Genomic DNA, 21,649 nt, shown 5'->3' with positions numbered 1-21,649 from the left:
CGCTTGCACGTGCGCGAGGAGGCTTCGTGCGCCGCGCGGGCGGCGCGGCTCGCGCAGCGGGGGCGGCGGGTCGACCGGACGCCTTCCGAGCGGCGCCGCTGGGGCGTGGCGCCGTGCTAGAGCGCGCGCCACGCACGACGGGTGTCGCGCGCGGGAGGTGTCCTTGGGAGAGGCGATCGTCGGAGGGAACGCCGCGGAGCGACCGCTGGTCGGCGTGGGCGTCATGCTGGTGCGCGACGGGCGCGTGCTGCTCGCGCGGCGGCGCGGCAGCCACGGCGACGGCAGCTACTCGTGGTGCGGCGGCCACCTCGAGCTCGGCGAGTCGTTCGAGGACTGCGCCATCCGCGAGGTGCGCGAGGAGAGCGGCCTCCTCGTCAGGAAGCTCTCCTTCCTTTGCCTCAGCAACATCCTCGCCTACGGCAAGCACTACGTGGACATCCAGCTCCTCGCGGAGGAGTTCGACGGCGAGCCCGAGGAGCGCGAGCCCCACAAGATCGCCGGCTGGGGCTGGTACCCGCTCGACGCGCTGCCCAGCCCGCTGTTCCGGCCGGTGGAGCTGGCCATCGCGAGCTACCGCAGCGGCCGCCGCTACAATCCATGATCCCGGCCGCATGCGTGCCGCCCTCCCGGCGCCTGCACCGTCCTGGGGAGGCGCGGAGACTGCGCGGTCGTGATCTTCATATCGATCTCGCCTTCGCGCTCAGCGGTCGTGGAAGCGGCGGAGCCAAGCCTGGCTGCGCTCCAGATCGAAACGCGGACCGATGCCACCGTATTCGAATGGCCGATGCTCCGTGATGCCGATCGGTTTCAGGTACGTCGACAGCTTAACGAACAGCTCCGGCCAGACGTTACGCCCAGCGTCGCCGAGCTGCGGATGTGGCATGGCTTGCAGGATAGTCCGCTTCCAGCCCCGGAACCCGCTGAGCCCATGGATAGACAACAGGCTCGTACAGGTTACTCACCGAGCTATCAGGAGACTCGACACGCCGATACCTGCGTAGCCGCTCACCGGCTCAGCTTGCGGCACACCTCAAGGATCACACCTGGAAGCGACTCGGACTCCAGCCGCAGCACGTCGCCGCTGCGCACGTCACCCGTCTCCCAGCCGCGCCAAGACGCACGTCACGTTGTCCGGCCCCCCGTGCTCGTTGGCGATGTCGACCAGCAGGCTCGCCGCAAGGCTCAGGTCCCGGTGCCTCCCCAGCACCCCCTCGATCCGCGCTTCCGGCACAGGACCCCACAGCCCGTCCGAGCACACGAGAAACACGTCGCCCGGCTTCGTCGCTTCCACCCGCGACTCGATCTCCACGCTCTTGTCGCACCCCAGCGCCCGCGTCACCGCGTCCGCTCGGCCGCTCAGCGCCTCCAGCGCCGCGAGCGCGCCGTCGCCCTCGTTCAGCAGCTCCTCCAGCAGCGTGTGATCCCGCGTCAGCCGCTCCAGCTTCCCCTCGCGCATCCTGTAGACGCGCGAATCGCCCACGTGCGCGATGTACGCCATCCCCGCCCCGAGCAGCACCCCCGCGAACGTCGTCGCCATGCCGCGCACCTCTTCTCGCCGCTGGCTCGCCTCGTAGATCGCCCGGTTCGCGCGCCGCACGCTCAGCACCAGCCTCACCTCGTCCCTGTCGTGCGCGCTCCCCGTGCCATACGGCCACGTCTCCTCGAGATCCTCGTCCACGTCGAAGCAGCTCTTGACCACCTCGATGGCCATCCGCGACGCCACCTCGCCGCCCGCGTTGCCGCCCAAGCCGTCAGCCACCATGAACAGCCCCACGCACGGCAGCGCCGCGAAGCTGTCCTCGTTGTGGCTACGCCGCCGGCCCACGTCCGATTGGGCCGCTGCCTCGATGGCAAGCGTTGGATACACGATCGTCCTCCTCGCACGCTCGTCGACAAGACGAGCCGAGCCATGGCGCGCCGCGCTCTGCGGCGCGCGTTTCCCTGGTTGGTGAGGCCGCACCGCGCGCGGCCCGTTCGCTACGTTGCTACGTCGCTGATTCGCTGCGTCAGCGCAGCCACACGCTCGCGATCACCGCGCCGCACAACAGCGCCAGCGCCAAGACCACCGCGCCGATCCGCGACCAGCGCCTTTCGCCTCCGCTCTCCACCATCGCCGCGCTCATCCATGCCCCGGCGACCTCTTGCTCCATGGCCTCCATCGCCTCCGCCTGGGCCTCGAGCTGCGCGAGTTCCTTCCGCGTGTCCTCGCCCCGCACGATCCGAAACAGCAGCGAGCCCCGCGCCTGCGCACGGGCCAGCCCCCGCAGTTGCTCCTCCCTCGCCTGCAGCGTGTCCGAGCTCCACACCGGGTCGGCCCATGTCGGCAGGCCCTCCGGCGGCGCCTTCGGTGATGTCATCGCTTCACCCTCCACACGGCGCTTGCCCTGCGAAGTCCCAGCAGCTCCCGTCGCTCCCCGGCGCGCCGGCGTTCTCCGGTGCTCCGCCGGGTCCGGCGTTGCCGCCGGCGCCGGGTGTACCGGCCGTGAAGTCCACCGCCGGCGCTTCGCTTGGCGTCACCGCATACGCAACGCCTACGGCATAGCCGCCCCGGCCGCCACCTCCGGCGCCACCTGGACCGCCGAGACCACCGTTTCCTCCCTGGCACCCCGGTCTGGAAGGCGCCGTCCCGGACGCCGTCCCGCCGGCAGCCCCATTGCCTCCAGCGGCTCCACTTTGCCCCGCCGATCCGGCGCCTCCGTTACCGGCCTTACCCACCGCGATCGTCACCCCGGTCAGCTTCAGCCGGTTGCCCAGGCTCACAATCCCGATGCTCGAACCGCCCGCCTGCCCGCCGCCGCCTCCCTTGCCTCCGCAGCCCCCGGCTCCGCCGCCTCCACCGCTCGCCCCGACGCCGTCAACGATGTCCGGTCCGACCTGGCAGAACAGCCCCGCCTTCGCTCCGCCGCCTCCCCCTCCGCCTTGACCACGGCCGCCGGTTGTGCCCGGAGCGCCGTCGCCGCCGCTCAGGCCCGTCAGCGCCAGCGTCGCACCGTTTCCGCCGGCGCCGGGGGGACCAGCGGCGCCGCTCTTCCCGTTCACTCCTTGCTCACACTCCTGGCTCGCCGTTTCTCCGATCCCTCCAAGGCCTCGCCCTGTCGGATTCTCCTCCGGCACCGGCCCGCCATCCGTCCCGACCTGCCCGTTGCCCTCGTCCGCCTCCGTGATCCCGCCCAACCCGCCGCTCCCGCCAGCCGTCTCGCCGTCCTCGCAGCTCGTCACCGCTCCGGCCCCGCCGATGACCAGGTTGGTCGCCGCGCATGCATTCGACGCGCTCCCGGCCTCCGCGCTCGCCCCGGCCACCGGCGCCTCGCTTGGCGTCGCCCCCTTGGCCCCGTCCATCCCATCGCCCACGGTCACCTCCACCTCCGCGAGCTCCGCTTCCACGTCCGCCACCACCACCCCGATCGACGACCCGCCCGCCTGCGTCGCGTTCGCCGCGCGCACTGCGAAGCTCCTCACCTTCGTCCCGCTCGCGCCCTCCGACAGCACCAGCGCGATCTCGTCCGCGGGCGCCTCGATCGCGCTGCGTGCCTCGGCACTCCACGTCCAATCCGCCGCACAGTCGAAGCCGCCGATCACGTCGACCTCGGCGCCGATGGTCACGCTCTCCGCGAACGCTCCGCTCGCGCACGCAAGCACCCGCTTGCCGTTCGCGTTGGCGACCGCTTCCGCAAGCGAGGTATACGGCTTCGCCCTCGTCCCGTCGCCGCCAGGCTTCGCGCTCGCGCTCGCGAACACCGCGCACGCCTCCGTCGCCGTGCTCGCGTCCTCGGTCGGGTCCGCCTCGCATCCGGGGTTCTCGGTACCGCCTCCGGGGCCTGTCGATAGGAAGTGATCACATGTCCGCATCCGCTCGCAGTCTCCTGTGACGTCGAGCCACAGTACATTGCAGCCGGCAGCCATCGTGACCGTTCCCGCCGTCGCCCATGCCCAGAATTTCGTTTGGATTTTCATTGTCGCTCGCCCGAACTCGTCACCAAACGCTGAAGAGGGTGACCCCTGCGCCACGAGCACTCACATCAGGGAGCACGTGCACCGGCGCCGCAACCCGCGAATCCGCTCGAGACCACAACGCATAGGTCACCGCGGCGATGGCCAGCGCACCCGACGCTGCAAACGCTACCCGTGCTGCGTTGCCGAACGTCTCTTGCCGTGAGCCCGCATCGTGCAGTTCCGCGCAAAGGCCGGCGAGCGCGGTCGTCGGCCTTTTGCATTGCCCAGCGGCATCATCGACGGCCTTCCCGTACGCGTCGACGTCGGCGCTCGCATCGTTCGACGCCACCGTGAATCCTACCGCGACCCCGAGCCCTACCGCGCTCGCCGCCCCCAGCGCGATCACCGGCACCCAGCTCCTCTTTTCCGGCAGCGGTTGCGTCTCCACCGGCACCGCCGGCTGCCCCGCCACGGGCCCGACAACCCCCGCCCCCGTCGCGCTCCCGCCCCCGCCCGGCGTCGGGACCAGCGCCGGCGGAGCGGGCTGCTCCCGCGGCGGCCGCAAGACGAGGTTCGCGGTGTTCGTCTCGCCGGCGGGGACCTCCAGCGTCACCCGCGCCGGCTCGTGCCCCGCGAGCCGCGCCTCCACCGCGATCGTTCCCGGCTTCACGAACACCTCGTGCCGGAGCGGCGTGCGCCCCATCGCCGTCCCGTCGAAGGAGACCTCGGCCCCGTCCACGTTCGCCTGGACGACGATCGACCCCACCTCCTTGCGCACGGCACGGAACTGCGCCCGGATCTGCTCGTGCTGCGCTGCGTTCCCGGTGGCCGGGAAGCTCCGCAGACAGAACGCGAGGTGCTCCGCCGCCTCCACCTTCATCCCCCGCTGCAGCTCCGTGTTCGCGAGGTTCGCCGCGATGTCGTAGCTCTGCTTCAGCGACCACGCCGTCCGGTACGCCTCGTACGCCGCGCCGAGCTTCCCGAGCCGGTACAGCTCCTTGCCCCGCGCGAACGCCGCGTCCGCGTCGCGGGAGGCCTGCGCCGCATCCGCGCCCGCGGGCGCTAGCTGCGCCCCCGACGGCGCTGCTTGCGCGCTCGTCGTCGCCGGCTGCGCCCCCGCCGGCGCTCCCTGCGCGCGCGCTGCCGGCGGCGCCGCGACCACCGCGCCCGCGACCAGCACCAGCCAGCCCGCCGCGCGGGCCCTCCTCGCTCTCGCCTTCATCTCAGAACACCTCCGGTGGCAAAGAACCCGCGCCCGAGCTGCTGGCCTGCGGCGCCCCTGCGGGCGCGGAGCTTACTCCGGCGGGCGCGGCCTGGGGCACGGCGACGTGGCCCGGCGGGCGAGGCGCGGCGGCGTCCGCCGTTCGCTTCGGGGGCGCCGGAGCCGCGGGCACCGGCGCGCTCGACGGCGCAGGCGCGCTGCCGCTCGCGCCGCGCCCCCTGCCCTCGCTGCCAGCCGCGGGCGCGCTCGACGGGCCAGGCGCCTCGCCGGCCGCGCGCCGCTCGGTCCCCTCGCTCCCCGCCGCCGTCGGCGCGGAGCCCGACCCCGCGGCCATCGGCGCGATCGCAGAGGCGGCGGCGCTCGGCGCGCTGCTCGCCGCCGTCTTCCGCGGCACCGGCTGCGCGCCGGCCGCCGCGCCCTCGGACGGCTCTCGCTCCGGCGCCGGCCCCGACGCCGGCGCACCGCCGCGCGGCGCGCGCGCCGCCGACCACAGCGCGATCGCGCCGCCGACGGCCACGATGGCCGCAAGCAGGAGCGCCGCGCCCCACAGCCGCCCGCGCGGCGGGCCCGCGGCCGCGCGCGACGGCGCCAGCGCCGCCGCGCCGCCGCCGCTCCCCTCCCCGCTCGCCGCGACCACCGCGGGCCGGACCGCCTTGCGCGCCGCCCTGCCGAACCACCGCCGCGCGACCGGATAGAACGGATCGCCGCCCTGCCCGTCGTGCCGGAGGTCCTCGATCAGCCTGTCGAGCCTGGGGTCGTCGCCGGGCTTCACCACCGGCCGCTTCGGGTCGTCCATACGCATCGCTTCCCTCGCCCTGCGCTCATTCGCGCGGCGGCATCTCCGTCACGCCGCCCTCGAGGAGCGCCGCCGCCATGCGGTCGAGCAGCGCGTCGTGGCGGCGCCTCGCCGTCGACAGCGACACGCCGAGCCCCGACGCCACGGCGTGCATCGGCAGCCCCTCCACGTAGCGCAGCGCGTACAACCGGCGCTCCTCCTCGCCCAGGGTGTCGTAAGCGCCGCGGACGATCTCGATCGCCCGGCGCCGGTCCTCCGTGTCCACCGCCGTGTCGTCGAGGGGTGTCCCCGGCCTCGACCACCCCCAGGACCATCGCCTTGACGAGGTGCCTCGCGTACCTCGCGAGCCGGCCGCCGTTCGTCGCCTCGTCGTCCCAGGCCACGTCGAACCGATCGGAGGTCTCCGCGACGAACGAGCGCGCCGCCCAGCTCGCCGCGCGGTGCAGCCGACGGTGCTGCCGCTCCCGGTGGAGGCCGTCGCGGATCTCGCCGTCGATGAATGCATACGCATAGGTGGTGAAGCGGACCCCGTGCGCCGGGTCGAATCGAGACGCCGCCATCACCGCCCCGGTGTACGCGTACGCGAGGAGTTCCTCCTGCTGCTCGGGCCGCACGTGCGGCGCATACACCGCCACCCTGGCCCGGACCAGGCCGATCGCCTCCGCCACCAGCGCCTGCTGCTCCGGGGTCAGCGGTCCCCCAGGAGGCGCCGTGCCGCTCCGGCTCATCGCTTGCTCGCGGCGCGGCGCCGCCCCTTGCCCCGAGGATCGCCGCGCTCCGCGCCATCCGCCGCGGCGGGCGCGCCGTCTCGCGCGAGCTCGTGGCTCTCGTCGGGCGGGGGCCGCTGCTGCAGGGCCCGGAGCAGCGCGACCGGATAGGGGTGCGCCGACATCAGCGCCAGCGCCTCCTCGCGCATGTGCTCGATCAGCTCCGGCGACAGCTTGCCCCGGTACGGCGCGAGCGCGCGCTCCACCGCCTCCACCAGCACGGGATCGAATTCGCGCGACGTCGTCTTCATCGTGAGCCTCTCTCGAGACCGCCCCGTGGGCCGCCTCCCCGCCGGGACGCGCCGTCCCGGCCTCTCTTCCAGTTATCCAGCGATCCTCTCGGGATCGCTCATGAACACCCGGCCGGGGGCCTCGCTCGCGGCGTCTCCCGGCCGGCCCATGCGCTGGGCCAGGCCGCTACTCCAGGAACTCGTCATAGAAATGGGGGTCTCGAACGACGCGCCGCCGCTTCGGCTTGGCGGCAGGCGGCGCCGCGGCCGGCGCGCCGGCCGGACCGATGGTCGAAGTGGCCGGCGCTGGCATCGCGGCGGCGGAACCCGGCACCGCGGCGACGGGCGCCGGCGCCGTGGCCAAGCCTCGTTCGCTCCTCTGAGCTCCGGCGGCGCCTGCCACCGGGGACTCCTCGGCCCTCGCGCTCGCGGAGGAGGCCCCTGCGGGACGGCCGGCGCTCGCTGCCTCCACGGCGCTCGTGGCCGCGGGCGGCTCGGATCCCGCGGCCACCGCGGCGCTGGGTACCGGCGCCGAAGCTGCCTGCGCCAGCGCCGGCACCGCTGGCGGGGCGCCCTGGAGCCGGAGGATGACGTCGAGGAGGAGCAGGCTCACCAGCGCCCCCAGAGAGAGCCCGATCGCCGCCGTGCGCAGGGTGACCCACGCCCGCGGCCGCGCTCCGGCCGCGCCACGCGCGCTCGGCGCCTCCGGGCGCGCTGCGACCGGCCCGACCGCGGCGGCGGTCTGCCCCGCACCGGCGCGAGAGCCCCCGGCAGGCAGCGCCGCGCCCGCGCGGGAGCCCTCGGCTGTCGGCGCCGCGCCCGCGCGGGAGGCGCCGACAGGCGGCGCCTCGCCGACGCGAAGCGTCCCGGCGCCCGTCGCCGCGCGCGCGAGCGGCACGGTGTTCTCCACCGGGACCCACGCCGCCGCGGGCTGCTCCGGCGGCGGATCCGGCGCTCGCTGCGCGAGAGCGGCCACGCAGCTGGGGTCGCGCAAGCGCTCCGGCAGGCGCTCGGTCATGGCCCACCCGGCGCCCGCCTGGCCCAGGTCGGCAGCGCCGCCCGCTGGATGGCCTCCGTCCAGCGGGTCGCGCGGCCCGGCTCCGCCCGGCGGTCCCGACAGAGCGGCCGCCGCCACGGCGGCCCCCTCGACGCGCCCCCGAGGTCGCTCCGCCGCTGCGGGCCCCGTGGTCGCGGCGACCTTCTCGTTGCCCCACCGCAGGACCTCGGACATCTCGGGCTCGCCCGGGTTGGTGTCGCGCGCGCTCGGCGCGCCGCGGGTGGCGAGGAACGCGCCCCACAGCGTCTCGGCGAACGCCACCCCGTCCCGGTGCCGCTCGCGCGGGACCTTGGCGATCGCCCGCGCGATCACCTCCGAGATCGGCTCCGGCACGCCGATCCGCGACAGCGGCGGCGGGACGTCATTGAGATGCCTGGCGAACAGGGCGTCGATCCGGCCGGCGGCGCGGGCATCGCCGAACGGGTGGAACCCGGCGATGGCCTCGTAGGCGATGAGGCCGAGAGCGTACACGTCGGTCGCCGGCGTCGGCACCTCGTCTCGGATCTGCTCGGGCGCCATGAAGAGCGGCGAGCCGTGGGTCTGCGCGTCGAGCGTGTCCGGGGTGCCGCTGAGCCGCGCGAGCCCGAAGTCGAGGAGCTTCACGTCGCGCGGCTCGCGCAGGATGAAGAGGTTCTCCGGCTTGATGTCGCGGTGGACGCCGCCGAACGCGTGCAGGTGGCCGGCGCCGAGCGCCGCGGCGCGCACGGTGGCGCACGCGAGCGGAAGAGAGAGCGCGCCTCGCCGGCGGAGCTCCTCGCGGAGCGTCACGCCGTCGAGCAGCTCCATCCGGTACCAGGCGGTGAGATCGTCGGCGAGGCCGACCTCGTGGACCTGGACAACGTTCGGGTGCCGCATCCGCGCGAGCACCTCTCCTTCCCGTAGCAGCCTGCGGCGCTGGCCCGGGTCGTCGAGGAACTCGGAACGCACGATCTTGAGCGCCCACGTCTGCCCCTTGTCCTTGACGGCGTACACCGCCCCCATGCCGCCCTGGCCGAGGAGCCGCTCGACGCGGAAGCGCCGCAGGAACCAGGTGCCCGGCGCGAGGAGCGGGGGACGGCTCCGGCCGGCCACCCGCGGGGGCGTCTCGCCCCCGCGCGCCACGTCGTCCTCGTCCCGTGACCTCCGCTTCACCGTCTCCCTCCGCGCCCCGCGCCGGACGCCGCCAGGACCGCCCGGCGCCGCGAGCCGTGCCCTCCCACGGTCCCGCGTCGCTTTCATGCCTGGTTATCCGGAAAGGGTTCGCGAGGTGCTCACGCCGCGGAGAGCCCGCGCGAGGCTCCGAGGCAGCGCTCCAGTGCGTCCAGGCATCGGGCACAGGCGCGGCGTGGGCGGCCATGGGTCCCGGGATGCTTCCGGCGCACCGATCCTGGCCCCGGGGAGGCAGCTGGCTGCCTCCGGCGCATCGATCCCGAGCCCGGGGAGGCAGCTGGCTGCCTCCGGCGCACCCATCCCGGCCCCGGGGAGGCAGCTGGCTGCCTCCGGCGCATCGATCCCGGGTAATGGTCAAAGTGCCAGTCGATTGGTCAAAGTGAGCACTTCGCGATAGCGGAGCTCGGATCGGGCCCGTAGGTTCGGCCTCAAGCAAGTGCAGCCCGCGGGTGTACCACCACCCCGGGCTGCGTGGCCGAACCCCGCTTCCACGGAGTCCGACAGTGCAGCTATACCTGATCCCACCCGACGGTGGGCAAGGCGGAGGTGTGCCTACACGCCGCCGCCGCCCCTTCGTCACCCGTTCCCTCACCGAACCCGAGCGCAAGCGCCTCCGTGCCGCGCTCAAGAACCTGCGCGCCGCGTACGGCACGTGGGCATGCCTCGCCGAGGTGATGGGCATGCCGACCCGTTCGATCCGCGCGATCGCCTCGGGCCAGTTCGCCGGGTCGCCCGGCACCGCCATGCGCGCCGCGCGTGCGGCCGGAACCACGATCGAGCGGCTCTTGGGCCGCCCCGTGGCCGCTGACCGCTGCCCAACCTGCGGGAGGAGCGGGTGAAGCGCCCGCGGAAGGGGGCCGGACGCCCGCCTGCCGCACGACATCCCAGGAAGCGACCGACGATGGAGGCGATCCTCGCGGAACGCGGGATCGTCCTGGCGACGCTCGCCGGCATCCCGATGCGCGACCGCCGCGACGTGGAAGCCGAGGTGTTGCTCAACGCCTGGAACGCCGTCCGCCGTGGGCTCTATCGTCCAGACCCCCGGGACAAGCCGCGCGACGCGCTTCGGAAGTGGCTGCACGGCATCGCCTGGCGCCTCGCCTCGCACTACGTGCACAGCGCGTACGTGCGTCACGCGGTCCTCCATCCGAGCCCGCTCGGGTTGCTGCGCGAGCCCGTTGGCATCGACATGCACGCGCAGATCGAGGCGCGCGAAGTGCTGGACGCCATGGCCAGCCTGCCGGACTGGCAGCTGGAGGCCCTGCTCTCCGTGGACAGCCCGGAGAGCCTCGTCGCGTACGCCAAGCGGCGCAGGATGAACCCGAGCACCGCCGCGTCCAGGCTCCGCATCGCCCGGGAAGCGCTCGCCTTGAAGTTGCGGAGGTGGAGGCGATGAAGCCCCGCGACCCGAAGCGGCGCGTCCGCGTGACCGTGCCCGGCAAGCCCGTCACGCGCTCCGTGACGCCCGAGCAGATCGACCGCTACCTCGCCGACACCGGATGGGTGGACGACGGCTTGCTGCCCGCCAGGACCGACCGGAGCGTGCCGCTGACCCGCATCGTCGCCATGATCGCGATGCGCGAGCGTCGCTCCCCCGGCGAAGTCCTCGCCGACATCGCTGCCGGCAGGCGCCCGAAGCGCCGCCGCTCGCGGCGGATCTGGCGAACCTGGGACTAGGCCGGGCGCTGCGGCGGCGCCTCGTTCTGCGTGCTCGCTCGCCAGACACTTCCACATTTCCACGCTTACTGCCTGTCAATTCTGAACGGACGGACAGATTCTTGCTTGACGCATCGCCCAACGGACGCTGTCCTACATAGGTGAGAGACCTGAGCGTTACCGGCGCCAGGTCTCTCAGGTCGCCGACCCCTCGATCGGCGGAACGCTATCGCGCACTCCCCAGGAGTGCCAGACAGCGTGGCCGCAGTCAAGGATCGGCTCTCGCACGAGCCCCTCGCGGGCGGGAGCACTGTATGACAGTTATTGGACATCCACGCCAGCTGACGCTCACGCAGCGTCTTGCCAAGGAGTACGAAGAGAAGATGGCGTGGGAACGAAAGCCATACGAGTTTCTACTGAACACTCTTGACCAAGTGCAGAAACTCCTAGGCATAAGCTGGGAGTATGCCGAGCTCGGCGAAGCCCACGCCTCATGGAGGACAGTTGGCAATAAGGGCGACTTCAGGATCGGAGACGATGGCAGCGTTGCCTGCGCCATCTCGCTCACAATTCCGACCAAAAACAGATTCCTCTCAATCCTGCTACCCGTAACCTTGAAATCCGTCGCGCCGCCTCAAGACATGTCGACTCATCCGTCATTCAAAGTGTACGAGGTTGCCATAGGCTTGGCGGTTGCTCAGCTTAACGCTGATGGCAGCACGTCAGTGCTAGAGCTTGCCAACGAGCTTTCGGCACAGCTGTTTGATGAGATCGACAAGCGCTGCATGCCGGAGCCTGCTGTGTCGTCCGGCACGTGACTCGTACCCCATGAACTTGCCGCCAATCCACATGGGTCTGTATGCGGCTGGGTTGCGCACCCGCAGGTACCCAACCACCTTCCCGTCGTCGCCGAAATAGGGCAAGCGGCAATCGCTGGTAGTTGTGCCGTTGTGTGCCGTCTGCATCTGTGCGTAGCTCCGTTCGCAGGCGTAAGCGCCTACGCGATGTCCATGCAGGAAGCGGACCGCGTCACTCATCGAACAGCGACAGCTGGACCATCCGCCTCGGCTTCGGCGCAGGCGGTGGTGCTGACGGCGGAGGCTCCGGAGCGGGCGCAGGCGCCACAGGCGCAGCCGGCGCGCTCCCGACGAGCCGCAGGAACCCGCGCCCGTTCGGCAAGGCCCTGGCGGGCGCCGTGGGGGCCCCAGGGGGCGGCGTCCGAAGCTTGAGCGGCTGCGGGGTCGGCGGATCGGTCTCGGGCTCCGCGAGGGCGGCATCGACGAGCTCCGGGATGCTCCAGACGTGCCGGGCGATGCCCGCCTCCATGGCCGGCGTACAGCGGATCGACTCGTGGATCCGGCAGAGGTTGTACCAGGCGACGTGGAGCGCGACCGCGGCGCGATGATTCGCCAGCTTCCGCGAGAACCCGTTGCAGAGCCGAGTGAACCTGCGGATGTGCATCCGTATGGTCCAGTTCTGCCGTTCGATATGGCTCGTGCTGGCATGCTCCACATCTGGTATGCCGAAGACCGGCGTCTTCGTGATGAAGGGATCGCGTGGCGGCTCGTACCTGTGATCGTCGTCCTTGCGCGCCTTCCGGTTGTAGCGCTTGACGACCTGGCAGTAGTCGACGCCGCCAGTGAACGACGAGCCGACCGCGGCGATGTACGGCTGCCACCCGTCCGTGTACAGCTGCGGTATCGTGGTGAGGCGAGCGCGAAGGTCCTTCACGAACGCGACGGTGTTCTCCTCGTCCCGCTTCCCCACGCGGTAGCTGATGATCAGCTTCGACGCGCTGGCCATCCCAATGAACGTGTACGCGTCGCCGAACTCCGCAGGATCGGATGCGGTCACCCGAGATTGCTTCTTCTGGACGAAGGACCAGATCTCGTCGCACTGCGCAACGTGGCATGTGACGCCACGGACGATGCGATTGTGCAGCCGTTCGCACCCGGCTCCGACGCGGAGCAGCAGAGCGAGCACGGTCGGCTTGCTGACTCCGGTCAGCCTACACGTGGAGGCGATGGAGCAGCCTTCGACGAGCTGAGAGACGACGCGAGCGCGCGCCTCCGCCGACAGCAGAGACATGGCCGGGCCTTGCCTTTCTCAGCGGCATGGCCCATGCTCGACGTTGCGGGCGACGGGCGGGCCTACCGCTCGGTGCTCTGGCGCCATGCTCGGGTTCCAGCCGGGCATGGCGCTTTTGCTTGGTAGGCCCTAATTCTAGCTGATTTCGCGATTACTCGCCGTCAGAGACGTGGGTCAGATAGGACAGCTTGTGTCCGACCATTGGTCAAGGTGAGTGGCACCTTGACCATTACCCGATCCCGAGCCCGGGGAGGCAGCTGGCTGCCTCCGGCGCATCGATCCCGAATCCGGGGAGGCAGCTGGCTGCCTCCGGCGCATCGATCCCGAATCCGGGGAGGAACCTGGCTGCCTCCGGAACCTCGATTCCCGAGCCCGGGGAGGCAGCTGGCTGCCTCCGGAACCTCGATTCCCGAGCTGGGTGGGGAGGCAGCTCAGGAGAGCAAGCCAGCGACGTTGACGGCCTGATCAGGATGATTATCCCAGGCTGAACGTCCGGCGCGCGCCGGGCGTTCTTATCGAATCCAGCGCGGGGGACCGAGAGCACAACGGGGTGCTCTCCGCCTCTCCGCGTCGGACATCAACGAGAGGTGTTCCCCTCATGGCCAAGCCTTCTGCTCCGCTCAAGAAAAAGCCAGCTCCCAAGAGACCCGCGACACCTCCCCAGGCGGCGGCGGCGTTCGACAAGGTCGCTCCCGAGATGGATGCGCTGGAGCGTGACGCGCTCCTCCCCATCAACATCGATATCCCCCGCGCGGTCTCCCAGGTGCTCGGGGTGTTGCCCGGCCTGCTCGCGCTGCGTCCGCTCATCGCCGAGCGGCTACCGACACACGATGTCGGGCTGGTCGATCGGCTGGAGACCTACGCGCTCGCCGCCTGGTATGCGCACCTGGCGTGGCTGTCCAGCGGAGGAGCGCAGAACGGGCTGAAGCAGCTCGTCGAGGAGGCGGTGCCGCTGCGCGCGAACCTCCTCGGCGACGCGGAGGCCCTGGCCCGCCGCGGCCTGGTCGACGCCGAGACGGTCGCGGAGATCCGGACGGGGAACGGTCACATGGACACGGCGAACGACCTCGTCGCGCTCTCGGCGCTGTTCAGCGGCAGCTGGCCCGAGATCGCGGGGAAGACCGCCGCGACCGAGGAAGAGGTGAGGCGCGCCGGCGAGCTCGGGCCTGAGCTCCTCGCCTCCCTCGGCGTGAGGGAGCACGGCGCCGCCCCGGGCCCGAGCGAGGCCGCGGACAGGCGGGCGCGCGCGTTCACCCTGTTCGTGGACGCGTACGACCAGACCCGCCGCGCCGTCACCTATCTCCGCTGGAAAGAGGACGACATCGAGGCGATCGCGCCGTCCCTCTACAAGGGCCGCGGCGGTCGCGGAGCGTCGTCGAGCGACACGGACGCGGCGCCGCAGGTCGCTCCGCCGGCGCAGCCCGGCGCGGCGGGTGCCGTGCCGCCCGGCGCGGCGGCGCCTGCACCGCCCGGCGCGCCGGGCGCCGTGCCGCCCGGCTGAACCGATACCACCGCTCCGCGCCCCCATCGCCCCCGCGCGCCGGCAGGGTACCCGGAGCGCGGGACGGTCTCGCACCCCATCGATGTCGTCACGGGCCGCGTCTTCACGCACGCGATCCCGATCTGCGCGCTGCCGGGTCCGCTGCAGTTCGTCTGGGAGCGGTCGTACAGCTCCGCCATGGCCGATCGCGACGCCGGGTTCGGATGGCGGGGCGTATGGGCGGGGTGTGGGCTCGCCGTCCGGGCAAGCGTAGCCGGACCCGCCTTGCCTGGTTGGCTGCTTTTCCTTTTCCTTTCTTTATGGAACGCAGACTCATGACGCCTGCGACGTGAGGCACAAGATCCACGCTCATGTCGACAGCGCATGGCATCACGGTCCGTCACGTCTTCACAGGATCCTGCCGGCACGGGGCGCTGAGCCCGGCTGGTATGGATTCGAGCCCGCGTGATGCGCTCAATCACGTTCTCGGTCCGGCTCGGCGGCCCGGCCGGCGACGCCCGAGCCCTGTGGAGCACAGCGCACGCGGCCCCATCGTCCCCGCCGAGCGTGTCGCGCATCAGGAACCCTCTCCATGCCCCTCGCCTCCCCGTACAAGATCACCATGCCTCTCTCCCTCGATGGCAGAGCCGTCGTCTATCGTGCGGTCAGGAGCGCCGATCGCTGCCCGGTAATCCTCAAGGTGCTCGATCCGCGGCGCAGCCGCCCGAAGGACCGCGAGCGGCTGAAGCACGAGTATGAGCTCGGGCAGCTGCTCGACGCCCGAGCCGTCATCAAGCCGCTCGCCCTCGAGACGTACCAGGGCATGCCGGCCCTCATCCTGGAGGACTTCGGCGGCCAGTCCCTCGATCGCCTGCTCGGGACGCCCATGGGGATCGAGCGCTTCCTCCCCCTCGCGATCCGCATCGCGGCGGCGGTCGCGGACGTTCACCAGCAGGACATCATCCACAAGGACCTGAAACCCGGCAACATCCTCGTCAACCCCGCCTCCGGCGAGGTCAGGATCGCCGACTTCGGGTTCGCGTCCCGCCTCCCCCGCGAGCAGCAGCGCGCGCAGCCCCCCCGGCTCATCGAGGGCTCCTTGCCCTATCTATCGCCGGAGCAGACAGGCCGGACGAGCCGCGCCATCGACAACCGCACCGATCTCTACTCGCTCGGCGTGACGTTCAATCAAATGCTCACCGGCAGGCTCCCCTTCGAGGCGCGCGACCCGGTCGAATGGGTCCATTGCCACGTGGCCCGCGTTCCCACGTCGCCCTCGGAGCTCGTCCCCGAGGTGCCCGAGACGATCTCGCGCATCACCCTGAAGCTCCTCTCCAAGATGCCCGAGGATCGCTACCAGAGCGCTCGCGGCCTCCAGCGCGACCTGGAGAGGTGCCTCGCAGAGTGGAGCGCGAGCGGGCGGGTGGAGCCGTTTGCGCTGGGCGAGCGGGACACGACAGGCCGGCTCCAGATCCCGCAGAAGCTCTATGGCAGAGAGGCGGAGGTCGCCACCTTGCTGCAGGCCTTCGGCCGCGTGGTCGCCACGGGGACGCCGGAGCTCCTGCTCATCTCCGGATACTCCGGGATCGGCAAGAGCGCGCTCGTCCATGAGCTGCATAAGCCGATCATTCGGGAGCAGGCCTTCTTCCTTTCGGGCAAGTTCGATCAATACAAGCGCGACATCCCCTACGCCACGCTCGTCCAGGCCTTCCAGGAGCTCGTGATCGAGCTCCTCGCCGAGAGCGAGGAGCGGATCGCGGCGTGGAGACGGCGCCTGCTCGACGTCCTCGGGGTCAACGCCCAGCTCATCGTGGAGGTGATCCCGCAGGTCGAGCTGGTCATCGGACGGCAACCGCCGGTCCCCGAGCTGCCGCCGACCGAGGCGCAGAACCGCTTCCGCATGGTGTTCCGGCACTTCATCGGGGTGTTCGCCCAGAAGGAGCACCCCCTCGCGCTCTTTCTCGACGATCTCCAGTGGGTCGATGCGGCCAGCCTCGGGCTGCTCAAGGACCTCTTGGCCCACCCTGAGATGCGCTATCTCCTCATCATCGGCGCCTACCGCGACAACGAGGTATCCCCCACCCACCCGCTCCTGGTGACGTTGGACGAGGTGCGGAGAGACGGCGCGCGCGTCTCGAACATCGTGCTCGGCCCGATACCGCACGAGCACCTCGCCGCATTCGTCGGCGAGGCGCTTCGCTGCCGCCTCGAAGACGCCGCGCCGCTCTCCGAGCTCGCCTACGAGAAGACGGCCGGCAACCCCTTCTTCGCCATTCAGTTCCTCCTCTCGCTCCATGAAGAGCGCCTGATCGAGTTCGACGAGCGCACGGAAGCCTTTCGGTGGGACGTCGCGAAGATCCGCGAGAAGGGCTACACCGACAACGTGGTCGACCTGATGGTCGGCAAGCTCAGGCGGCTGCCCGCGGAGACCCAGGAAGCGCTGAAGCAGCTCGCCTGTCTGGGAAATACCGCCGAGGTCGCCCTCCTGGCGATGGTTCGCGGCAGCGTGGAGCACGACGTACACGCGGATCTCTGGGAGGCCGTCCGCGCGGGCCTCGTCATCCGCGTGGACAGCACATACAAGTTCCTCCACGACCGCATCCAGGAAGCGGCCTATTCGCTCATCCCGGCGGAGCTGCGCGCCGAGAAGCATCTTCAGCTCGGCCGGCTCCTTTTGTCTCGGTTGCCAGAGCAGGGGTTCACAGAGCGGGTCTTCGATGTCGCAAACCAGCTCAATCACGGTGCCCACCTCCTCACCGACCCGCGCGAGAAGGAGGCGCTCTGCCGGCTCAACTTCCAGGCGGGGACCAAGGCAAAGGCCTCGGTGGCCTACGCGTCGGCTCGCAGCTACCTGGCCCAGGCGACATCCCTGCTGCCGCCGGACGCCTGGAGCGCACGGTACGAGGATGCATTCACGCTCCACCTGGAGCTCGCCGAATGCGAGTACCTCGTCGGCCGCTTCCAGCGGGCCGACGAGCTGTTCGACTTGATTCTCCAGAACGCCCGCTCCAAGCCCGACCGATCCAGGGCGTACCGATTGCGCCTGCGGCTCTATCAGATCGCCGGACGGCACCGCGATGCCGTGGCGGTCATGATCCAGGCCCTGCAGCTCTACCGGGTGATGCTCCCGGAGTCCGACGCGGAGATCCAGATGGCCGCGGAGGCCGAGATCCGGCAGGTCTCGATCAACCTGCAGGGGCGCCCCATCGCCGACCTCGTCGATGCGCCTGTAGCCACCGACGAGAGCGTGCGGGCCCTCATCGGCCTGATCGCCGAATCGTTCCCCATCGTATACACCTCGCGACCAGCGCTCTGGGTCCTGCTCACCGCCAAGGGGGTGAGCGTTTCCCTACAGTGCGGGCACGCCGAAGAGTCCTCTTTCATCTATAGTAATTACAGCATGGTGCTGGTCTCGGTCTACCGCGACATCCCGCGCGCGCTTCAGTTCTCCGAGATGGCGCTCAGGTTGAATGAAAAATTCAAGAGTGCCACGGCAAAACTGAAAGGGAAGCTGCTCTTCCAGAACGCGAGCGTCATCAAGGTCTGGTGCGGGCGCTTCGCAGCGAGCCTCCCGCTCATGGAGCAGGCTCTTCTCGCTTGCCTCGACATCGGAGATCTCGTCTTTGCCGGCTACTTGACCTACAACATGGCATGGCTCGCTCTGGAGAGCGGAGAGCCGCTCGTTCATGTCATCGATGTCGCGCGGAAGCACATCGCGTTCGCCCGGCAGACCCACAATGACGTGGTGTACCATGTCCTCCGGATCGAAGAGCAGTTTGCAGCGAGCCTGAAGGGAGCGACGCAGGCGCCCACGAGCTTCAGCGACGACACCTTCGACGAGGAGAGCTGTATCGCGGCCCTCAAGAAGGCAGGCTTCGGCCTTGGAATTACATACTACCACGTCATGAAGCAGATCGCGACATTTACCCATGAACGCTATGCCGAAGCGCTGGAGTCCGCGACCAGCGCCACGTCGATGCTGCACCAGGTGGCATCCATGGCGATCGAGGCGACGCATCACTTCTACCACGCGCTCACGCTGACGGCGCTCTATGCGCAGGCCCCTGCCGAGCAGCAGCGGCAGTTCGCGCAGACGCTCGAGAAGCAATTGCAGAAGTTGGAGCTCTGGGCCGACAACTGCCCCGAGAACTTCCGGACCCGCTACGCCCTGGTATCAGCCGAGGTCGCCCGCACCGAGGGCCGGGACCTCGACGCCATGCGCTTCTATGAAGAGGCCGTCCACTCGGCGCGCGACAGCGGCTTCGTCCACGTTGAAGCGCTTGCCTACGAGCTCGCATCTCGGTTTTACCGGGCGCGAGGGTTCGTGCGCTTCGCCGACACCTACTTGCGCGAGGCCCGCTCCTGCTATGTCCGCTGGGGCGCCGACGGCAAGGTCCAGAGCCTCGATCGATGCTACCCCGAGCTCGTCGAGCGACCATCGGTCGCGCTCACCGCCACGTTCGTGGCCGCGCCCGAGCAGCTCGACCTGTTCTCGGTGGTCAAAGCCTTGCAGAGCATCTCGTCCGAGATCCTCTTGCCGAAGCTCAGCGAGACGCTGCTGCAGATCGTGCTCCAGCAGGCTGGCGGGCAGCGAGGGGCGCTGATCCTGGTCCGCGAAGGCGAGCTCGCCGTCTACGCCGAGGCCACGACCGACGGGACGGAGCTCCGCGTCGCGAGCCACAAGGGCGTCCCGGCCTCGGCGGCGGCGTTCCCGATGTCGATCCTCCACTACGTCGCGCGGACGCGTGAGCCCGTCATCCTGGACGAGGCCGCCGTGGCGACGCGGTTCGCTTCGGACGAGCACCTCACCCGGAGACGGCCGCACTCGCTGCTGTGCCTCCCCATCGTACGGCAGGCGCGCCTGAGCGGCCTTGTATACCTGGAGAACAACGTCGCGACGGGGGCGTTCACGGCCGGCACGATCCGGGTGCTCGAGCTGCTCGGCGCCCAGACGGCCATCTCGCTCGACAATGCCATGCTCTACGCCGACCTCGAACGGAGCCAGATGGAGATCAAAGCGGTGCTCGACAACATGGTCGACAGCGTCTTCGTCGCCGACCGGAACGGGCGCGTCACCCTGGCCAACCATGCGGCGGCGCGTCTCGCAGGGCTCGCGAGCCCGGACGAGGCGCGCGGGCCCATCGCGGAGCTGATGCGGCGGCTCCGCTTCGACCGCCCGAACGGGACGCCCTATGAAGCGGAGCAAACGCCGCTCGTGCGCGCGCTCGGCGGCGAGACGGTGACCCTGGATGAGGGGACGATCTCGCTCCCCGGCGCGGAGCGGACCCGCTACGTGCACACGAGCGCGTCGCCCATCCGCGATGCGGGGGGGCAGGTGGTGGGCGCGGTGGCGGTCGTGCGGGACGTCACCGAGCTCGTGGAGCTCGACCGGCTCAAGGACCAGTTTCTCCGCGTGGCCGCGCACGAGCTCAAGACGCCCGTGACGGTGATCATGGGCTATGCCGAGATGCTCTTGCGCACGGCGACGGAGCTGCCGCCGAGTCAGCGCCGGATCCTGGACGGGCTGCTGCGGGGCGCCGACCGAATCGAGCGGATCGTGGCCGATCTGCTGTTCCTTTCGCAAGTCCAGCTCGGCCGGCTGGATCTGGTGCTCGAGCGCGTGGATCTCGGGGAGCTGGTCGATTGCATGGCGGCGCGCCTGGAGCAGGGGGCGCGGTCGCGCCGCATCCGGGTCACGTGCGCCGAGCCCGTGGTGCTCCAAGGTGACCGCGAGCTCCTGGAGCGGGTCGTGGCGCACCTGCTCGACAACGCCCTGCGGTACTCACCGGATGGCGGCGAGGTGGAGCTGGACGTGCGGATGGCGGACGCGCTCGACGCCCTGGTGTCCGTGCGCGATCAGGGGGTGGGGATCCCCGTGGAGAAGCAGGCGCGGATCTTCGAGCGCTTCCATCGCGCCCACACCGATACGCCCCACGATCACGGAGGGATGGGGACGGGGCTGTACCTGTCGCGCGCGATCGTGGCGCGCCACGGAGGCGAAATGTGGTTCGAAAGCGAGGAAGGCCGTGGCAGCACTTTCCACGTCCGCCTGCCCCTTACATGCGAAGGTGCGACCGTACCATCCTGACCAGCTGGTCGCAGTGAAAGGGCTTCGCGATCCACCCTGCGGCGCCGATCTCCTGGGCTCGAAGGGCGGCGTGCTCGGCCGCGGTCAGGACCATGATGGGCACCGACCGGCCGTATCGGATCTGAAACTCCCGCGCGAAGGTCCGACCGTCCATGACCGGCATCTTCATGTCGAGCAGGATGAGGTCGGGCATGTGTTCACCTATCCTCTCCAGAGCCTCTTGTCCGTGCCGCGCTGTCTGCACATGGAATCCCTCCACCGAGAGCATCATGACCACGAGCTCGCGCAGGTCGTCGTCATCTTCCGCAACGAGAATATTCATCGTCACCTCGATCTCCATGGCCCCCAGAGTGACCGATGGGGCTCAGGCCACCTTTCCGTTCACTCAGCCGGGAGCCCGATGACTCCGTCGAGCTCTCTTCACTATCGATCCGCTAGCCGTTATCCATCAACACTCATTTTCTATCCTGTACTGTACTGTGCAGCCATTCCTCGCTCCTGGCGCGCCGGCACAGACGGACTCAACCGAGAGCATCCTCATGGCCATTCGAGTATAGCCATTCCGATTCACGTCGGCCTTCAAAAACTCCCTCATCGCCGGACGGTTACTCCCGCGGCAACCGCCTTTCCGCCGACAGGCAGGTTCGACGGCAGGCATGCGGCCTGGCTCTGCCTGCAAGCCCACGGTCGAGGTGATCGTGACGACCCTGCCGCCGTGCTGGCTCGCCCGTCGCTATGCTCGGCGGGGAAAAGGCGAAGCTCGCCATGGATTGACGAGAGGGATCGCTTCTGGACGGCTGAAACAATCGAGGCCGGCGACACGCGTCAAGGCCATCGCTTCTTCGGCGTGCCCCGAGCAGCGTGAGCCAGCCGCCCGCCCGGCCCCCCCCGCGCAGCGCCGCGTCGCCGCGGCATGATTGACCCCAGTTCAATAGCTCTGGTATGAACGCGGAGCGGCGCCCGCGCCCCGCTGCCCCGCGCCCGGGACGGGCTCCCCAGGCCCCGCGCACGCGAAGGCGCACGAGCGGCTCTTCGACCTGCTCCGCGGTCAGGGCTACGAGATCGACCGGTTCCTCCGCGCCCACGAGCGGCTTCGCGCTCGCCACGGCCGCGCTCTCGATGTTCTGGCTCGCGGCGCCGCTCGTGCTGCTCGTCCAGCCGCGGCGAGCGCGGAGCGCGCGAA

At 70.5% G+C, this 21,649-nt stretch carries 19 protein-coding genes and 1 pseudogene; 8 read left to right on the top strand and 12 right to left on the bottom strand.

Annotated features, from left to right (window positions below; all coding sequences use genetic code 11):
- Nucleotides 1-163 precede the first annotated feature (163 nt).
- Nucleotides 164-601: a nucleotide triphosphate diphosphatase NUDT15 gene (locus WMF29_RS12510; RefSeq protein WP_437329054.1), complete on the top strand. Its 438-nt coding sequence runs from the start codon at nt 164-166 to the stop codon at nt 599-601.
- A 99-nt stretch (nt 602-700) separates the two neighbouring features.
- Here the strand turns inward: WMF29_RS12510 and WMF29_RS12505 are convergent, their stop codons facing one another.
- The 10 genes and pseudogenes from WMF29_RS12505 to WMF29_RS12460 form a co-directional block, all read right to left on the bottom strand.
- Nucleotides 701-883 (bottom strand): hypothetical protein, encoded by a 183-nt coding sequence (locus WMF29_RS12505; protein WP_437329053.1) that lies wholly within the window; start codon nt 881-883, stop codon nt 701-703.
- Nucleotides 884-1,090: 207 nt separating this feature from the next.
- On the bottom strand, nt 1,091-1,867 hold the full coding sequence (locus WMF29_RS12500) for a PP2C family protein-serine/threonine phosphatase (protein ID WP_437329052.1): 777 nt from the start codon (nt 1,865-1,867) through the stop codon (nt 1,091-1,093).
- Nucleotides 1,868-2,006: 139 nt separating this feature from the next.
- The gene (locus WMF29_RS12495) at nt 2,007-2,372 is read right to left on the bottom strand and encodes a hypothetical protein (protein ID WP_437329051.1); all 366 of its coding nucleotides are present in this window, start codon (nt 2,370-2,372) and stop codon (nt 2,007-2,009) included.
- On the bottom strand, nt 2,362-3,954 hold the full coding sequence (locus WMF29_RS12490) for a hypothetical protein (RefSeq protein WP_437329050.1): 1,593 nt from the start codon (nt 3,952-3,954) through the stop codon (nt 2,362-2,364). The genes WMF29_RS12495 and WMF29_RS12490 overlap by 11 nt, the downstream gene beginning before the upstream one ends.
- Before the next feature lie 19 nt (nt 3,955-3,973).
- The gene (locus tag WMF29_RS12485) at nt 3,974-5,155 is read right to left on the bottom strand and encodes a PEGA domain-containing protein (RefSeq protein ID WP_437329049.1); all 1,182 of its coding nucleotides are present in this window, start codon (nt 5,153-5,155) and stop codon (nt 3,974-3,976) included.
- A 1-nt stretch (nt 5,156) separates the two neighbouring features.
- Entirely contained in the window at nt 5,157-5,951 is a 795-nt protein-coding gene (locus WMF29_RS12480; protein ID WP_437329048.1) for a hypothetical protein, read from the bottom strand.
- A gap of 25 nt (nt 5,952-5,976) precedes the next feature.
- A complete protein-coding gene (locus WMF29_RS12475; protein WP_437329047.1) occupies nt 5,977-6,216 on the bottom strand; it encodes a sigma factor-like helix-turn-helix DNA-binding protein in 240 nt (79 codons plus the stop codon).
- 205 nt (nt 6,217-6,421) lie between these two features.
- Nucleotides 6,422-6,679, bottom strand: a pseudogene (locus WMF29_RS12470) (sigma factor); the annotation flags it as partial.
- Nucleotides 6,676-6,969 carry a hypothetical protein gene (locus WMF29_RS12465; protein ID WP_437329046.1) on the bottom strand — a complete coding sequence of 98 codons (294 nt, stop codon included), beginning with the start codon at nt 6,967-6,969 and terminating at the stop codon, nt 6,676-6,678. The pseudogene WMF29_RS12470 and the gene WMF29_RS12465, both read right to left, overlap by 4 nt.
- A gap of 166 nt (nt 6,970-7,135) precedes the next feature.
- Nucleotides 7,136-9,136, bottom strand: coding sequence for a protein kinase domain-containing protein (locus tag WMF29_RS12460; protein WP_437329045.1), 2,001 nt, complete (start codon nt 9,134-9,136; stop codon nt 7,136-7,138).
- Between the two features lie 521 nt (nt 9,137-9,657).
- On the opposite strand from WMF29_RS12460, the gene WMF29_RS12455 reads away from it, so the two are divergent.
- From WMF29_RS12455 to WMF29_RS12440, 4 genes are all read left to right on the top strand, one after another.
- Nucleotides 9,658-9,993: a transcriptional regulator gene (locus WMF29_RS12455; protein WP_437329044.1), complete on the top strand. Its 336-nt coding sequence runs from the start codon at nt 9,658-9,660 to the stop codon at nt 9,991-9,993.
- Complete coding sequence (locus WMF29_RS12450; RefSeq protein ID WP_437329043.1) at nt 9,990-10,550, top strand: sigma-70 family RNA polymerase sigma factor; 561 nt, start codon at nt 9,990-9,992, stop codon at nt 10,548-10,550. The genes WMF29_RS12455 and WMF29_RS12450 overlap by 4 nt, the downstream gene beginning before the upstream one ends.
- Nucleotides 10,547-10,831 carry a hypothetical protein gene (locus WMF29_RS12445; RefSeq protein ID WP_437329042.1) on the top strand — a complete coding sequence of 95 codons (285 nt, stop codon included), beginning with the start codon at nt 10,547-10,549 and terminating at the stop codon, nt 10,829-10,831. Before WMF29_RS12450 ends, WMF29_RS12445 begins: the two co-directional genes overlap by 4 nt.
- 293 nt (nt 10,832-11,124) lie before the next feature.
- Nucleotides 11,125-11,628, top strand: coding sequence for a hypothetical protein (locus WMF29_RS12440; protein WP_437329041.1), 504 nt, complete (start codon nt 11,125-11,127; stop codon nt 11,626-11,628).
- A 211-nt stretch (nt 11,629-11,839) separates the two neighbouring features.
- On the opposite strand, the gene WMF29_RS12435 is transcribed toward WMF29_RS12440, so the two are convergent.
- Nucleotides 11,840-12,898 carry an IS1 family transposase gene (locus WMF29_RS12435; RefSeq protein ID WP_437329040.1) on the bottom strand — a complete coding sequence of 353 codons (1,059 nt, stop codon included), beginning with the start codon at nt 12,896-12,898 and terminating at the stop codon, nt 11,840-11,842.
- A gap of 598 nt (nt 12,899-13,496) precedes the next feature.
- Here WMF29_RS12435 and WMF29_RS12430 point away from each other — a divergent pair.
- The 3 genes from WMF29_RS12430 to WMF29_RS12420 all read left to right on the top strand — a co-directional run bounded on the left by WMF29_RS12430 (nt 13,497) and on the right by WMF29_RS12420 (nt 20,466).
- Nucleotides 13,497-14,399, top strand: coding sequence for a hypothetical protein (locus WMF29_RS12430; protein WP_437329039.1), 903 nt, complete (start codon nt 13,497-13,499; stop codon nt 14,397-14,399).
- Between the two features lie 78 nt (nt 14,400-14,477).
- On the top strand, nt 14,478-14,717 hold the full coding sequence (locus WMF29_RS12425; RefSeq protein ID WP_437331112.1) for a DUF6531 domain-containing protein: 240 nt from the start codon (nt 14,478-14,480) through the stop codon (nt 14,715-14,717).
- A gap of 253 nt (nt 14,718-14,970) precedes the next feature.
- The gene (locus WMF29_RS12420; protein ID WP_437329038.1) at nt 14,971-20,466 is read left to right on the top strand and encodes an AAA family ATPase; all 5,496 of its coding nucleotides are present in this window, start codon (nt 14,971-14,973) and stop codon (nt 20,464-20,466) included.
- Here the strand turns inward: WMF29_RS12420 and WMF29_RS12415 are convergent.
- Entirely contained in the window at nt 20,435-20,806 is a 372-nt protein-coding gene (locus WMF29_RS12415) for a response regulator (RefSeq protein ID WP_437329037.1), read from the bottom strand. The two genes, WMF29_RS12420 and WMF29_RS12415, sit on opposite strands and share 32 nt — an antisense overlap.
- Nucleotides 20,807-21,649 lie beyond the last annotated feature (843 nt).

It is taken from the genome of Sorangium sp. So ce381 (assembly GCF_051473845.1).
GTDB classification, from domain to species: domain Bacteria; phylum Myxococcota_A; class Polyangia; order Polyangiales; family Polyangiaceae; genus Sorangium; species Sorangium atrum.
This window is presented reverse-complemented; position numbering and strand designations above follow the sequence as displayed.

Bases quoted from the DNA above. Each gene is read 5' to 3' on its own strand.
- WMF29_RS12440 (WP_437329041.1), top strand. From the start codon at position 11,125: ATGACAGTTATTGGACATCCACGCCAGCTGACGCTCACGCAGCGTCTT.
- WMF29_RS12505 (WP_437329053.1), bottom strand. From the start codon at position 883: ATGCCACATCCGCAGCTCGGCGACGCTGGGCGTAACGTCTGGCCGGAG.
- WMF29_RS12430 (WP_437329039.1), top strand. From the start codon at position 13,497: ATGGCCAAGCCTTCTGCTCCGCTCAAGAAAAAGCCAGCTCCCAAGAGA.
- WMF29_RS12490 (WP_437329050.1), bottom strand. From the start codon at position 3,954: ATGAAAATCCAAACGAAATTCTGGGCATGGGCGACGGCGGGAACGGTC.
- WMF29_RS12445 (WP_437329042.1), top strand. From the start codon at position 10,547: ATGAAGCCCCGCGACCCGAAGCGGCGCGTCCGCGTGACCGTGCCCGGC.
- WMF29_RS12465 (WP_437329046.1), bottom strand. From the start codon at position 6,969: ATGAAGACGACGTCGCGCGAATTCGATCCCGTGCTGGTGGAGGCGGTG.
- WMF29_RS12485 (WP_437329049.1), bottom strand. From the start codon at position 5,155: ATGAAGGCGAGAGCGAGGAGGGCCCGCGCGGCGGGCTGGCTGGTGCTG.
- WMF29_RS12480 (WP_437329048.1), bottom strand. From the start codon at position 5,951: ATGGACGACCCGAAGCGGCCGGTGGTGAAGCCCGGCGACGACCCCAGG.
- WMF29_RS12415 (WP_437329037.1), bottom strand. From the start codon at position 20,806: ATGGAGATCGAGGTGACGATGAATATTCTCGTTGCGGAAGATGACGAC.
- WMF29_RS12420 (WP_437329038.1), top strand. From the start codon at position 14,971: ATGCCCCTCGCCTCCCCGTACAAGATCACCATGCCTCTCTCCCTCGAT.
- WMF29_RS12435 (WP_437329040.1), bottom strand. From the start codon at position 12,898: ATGTCTCTGCTGTCGGCGGAGGCGCGCGCTCGCGTCGTCTCTCAGCTC.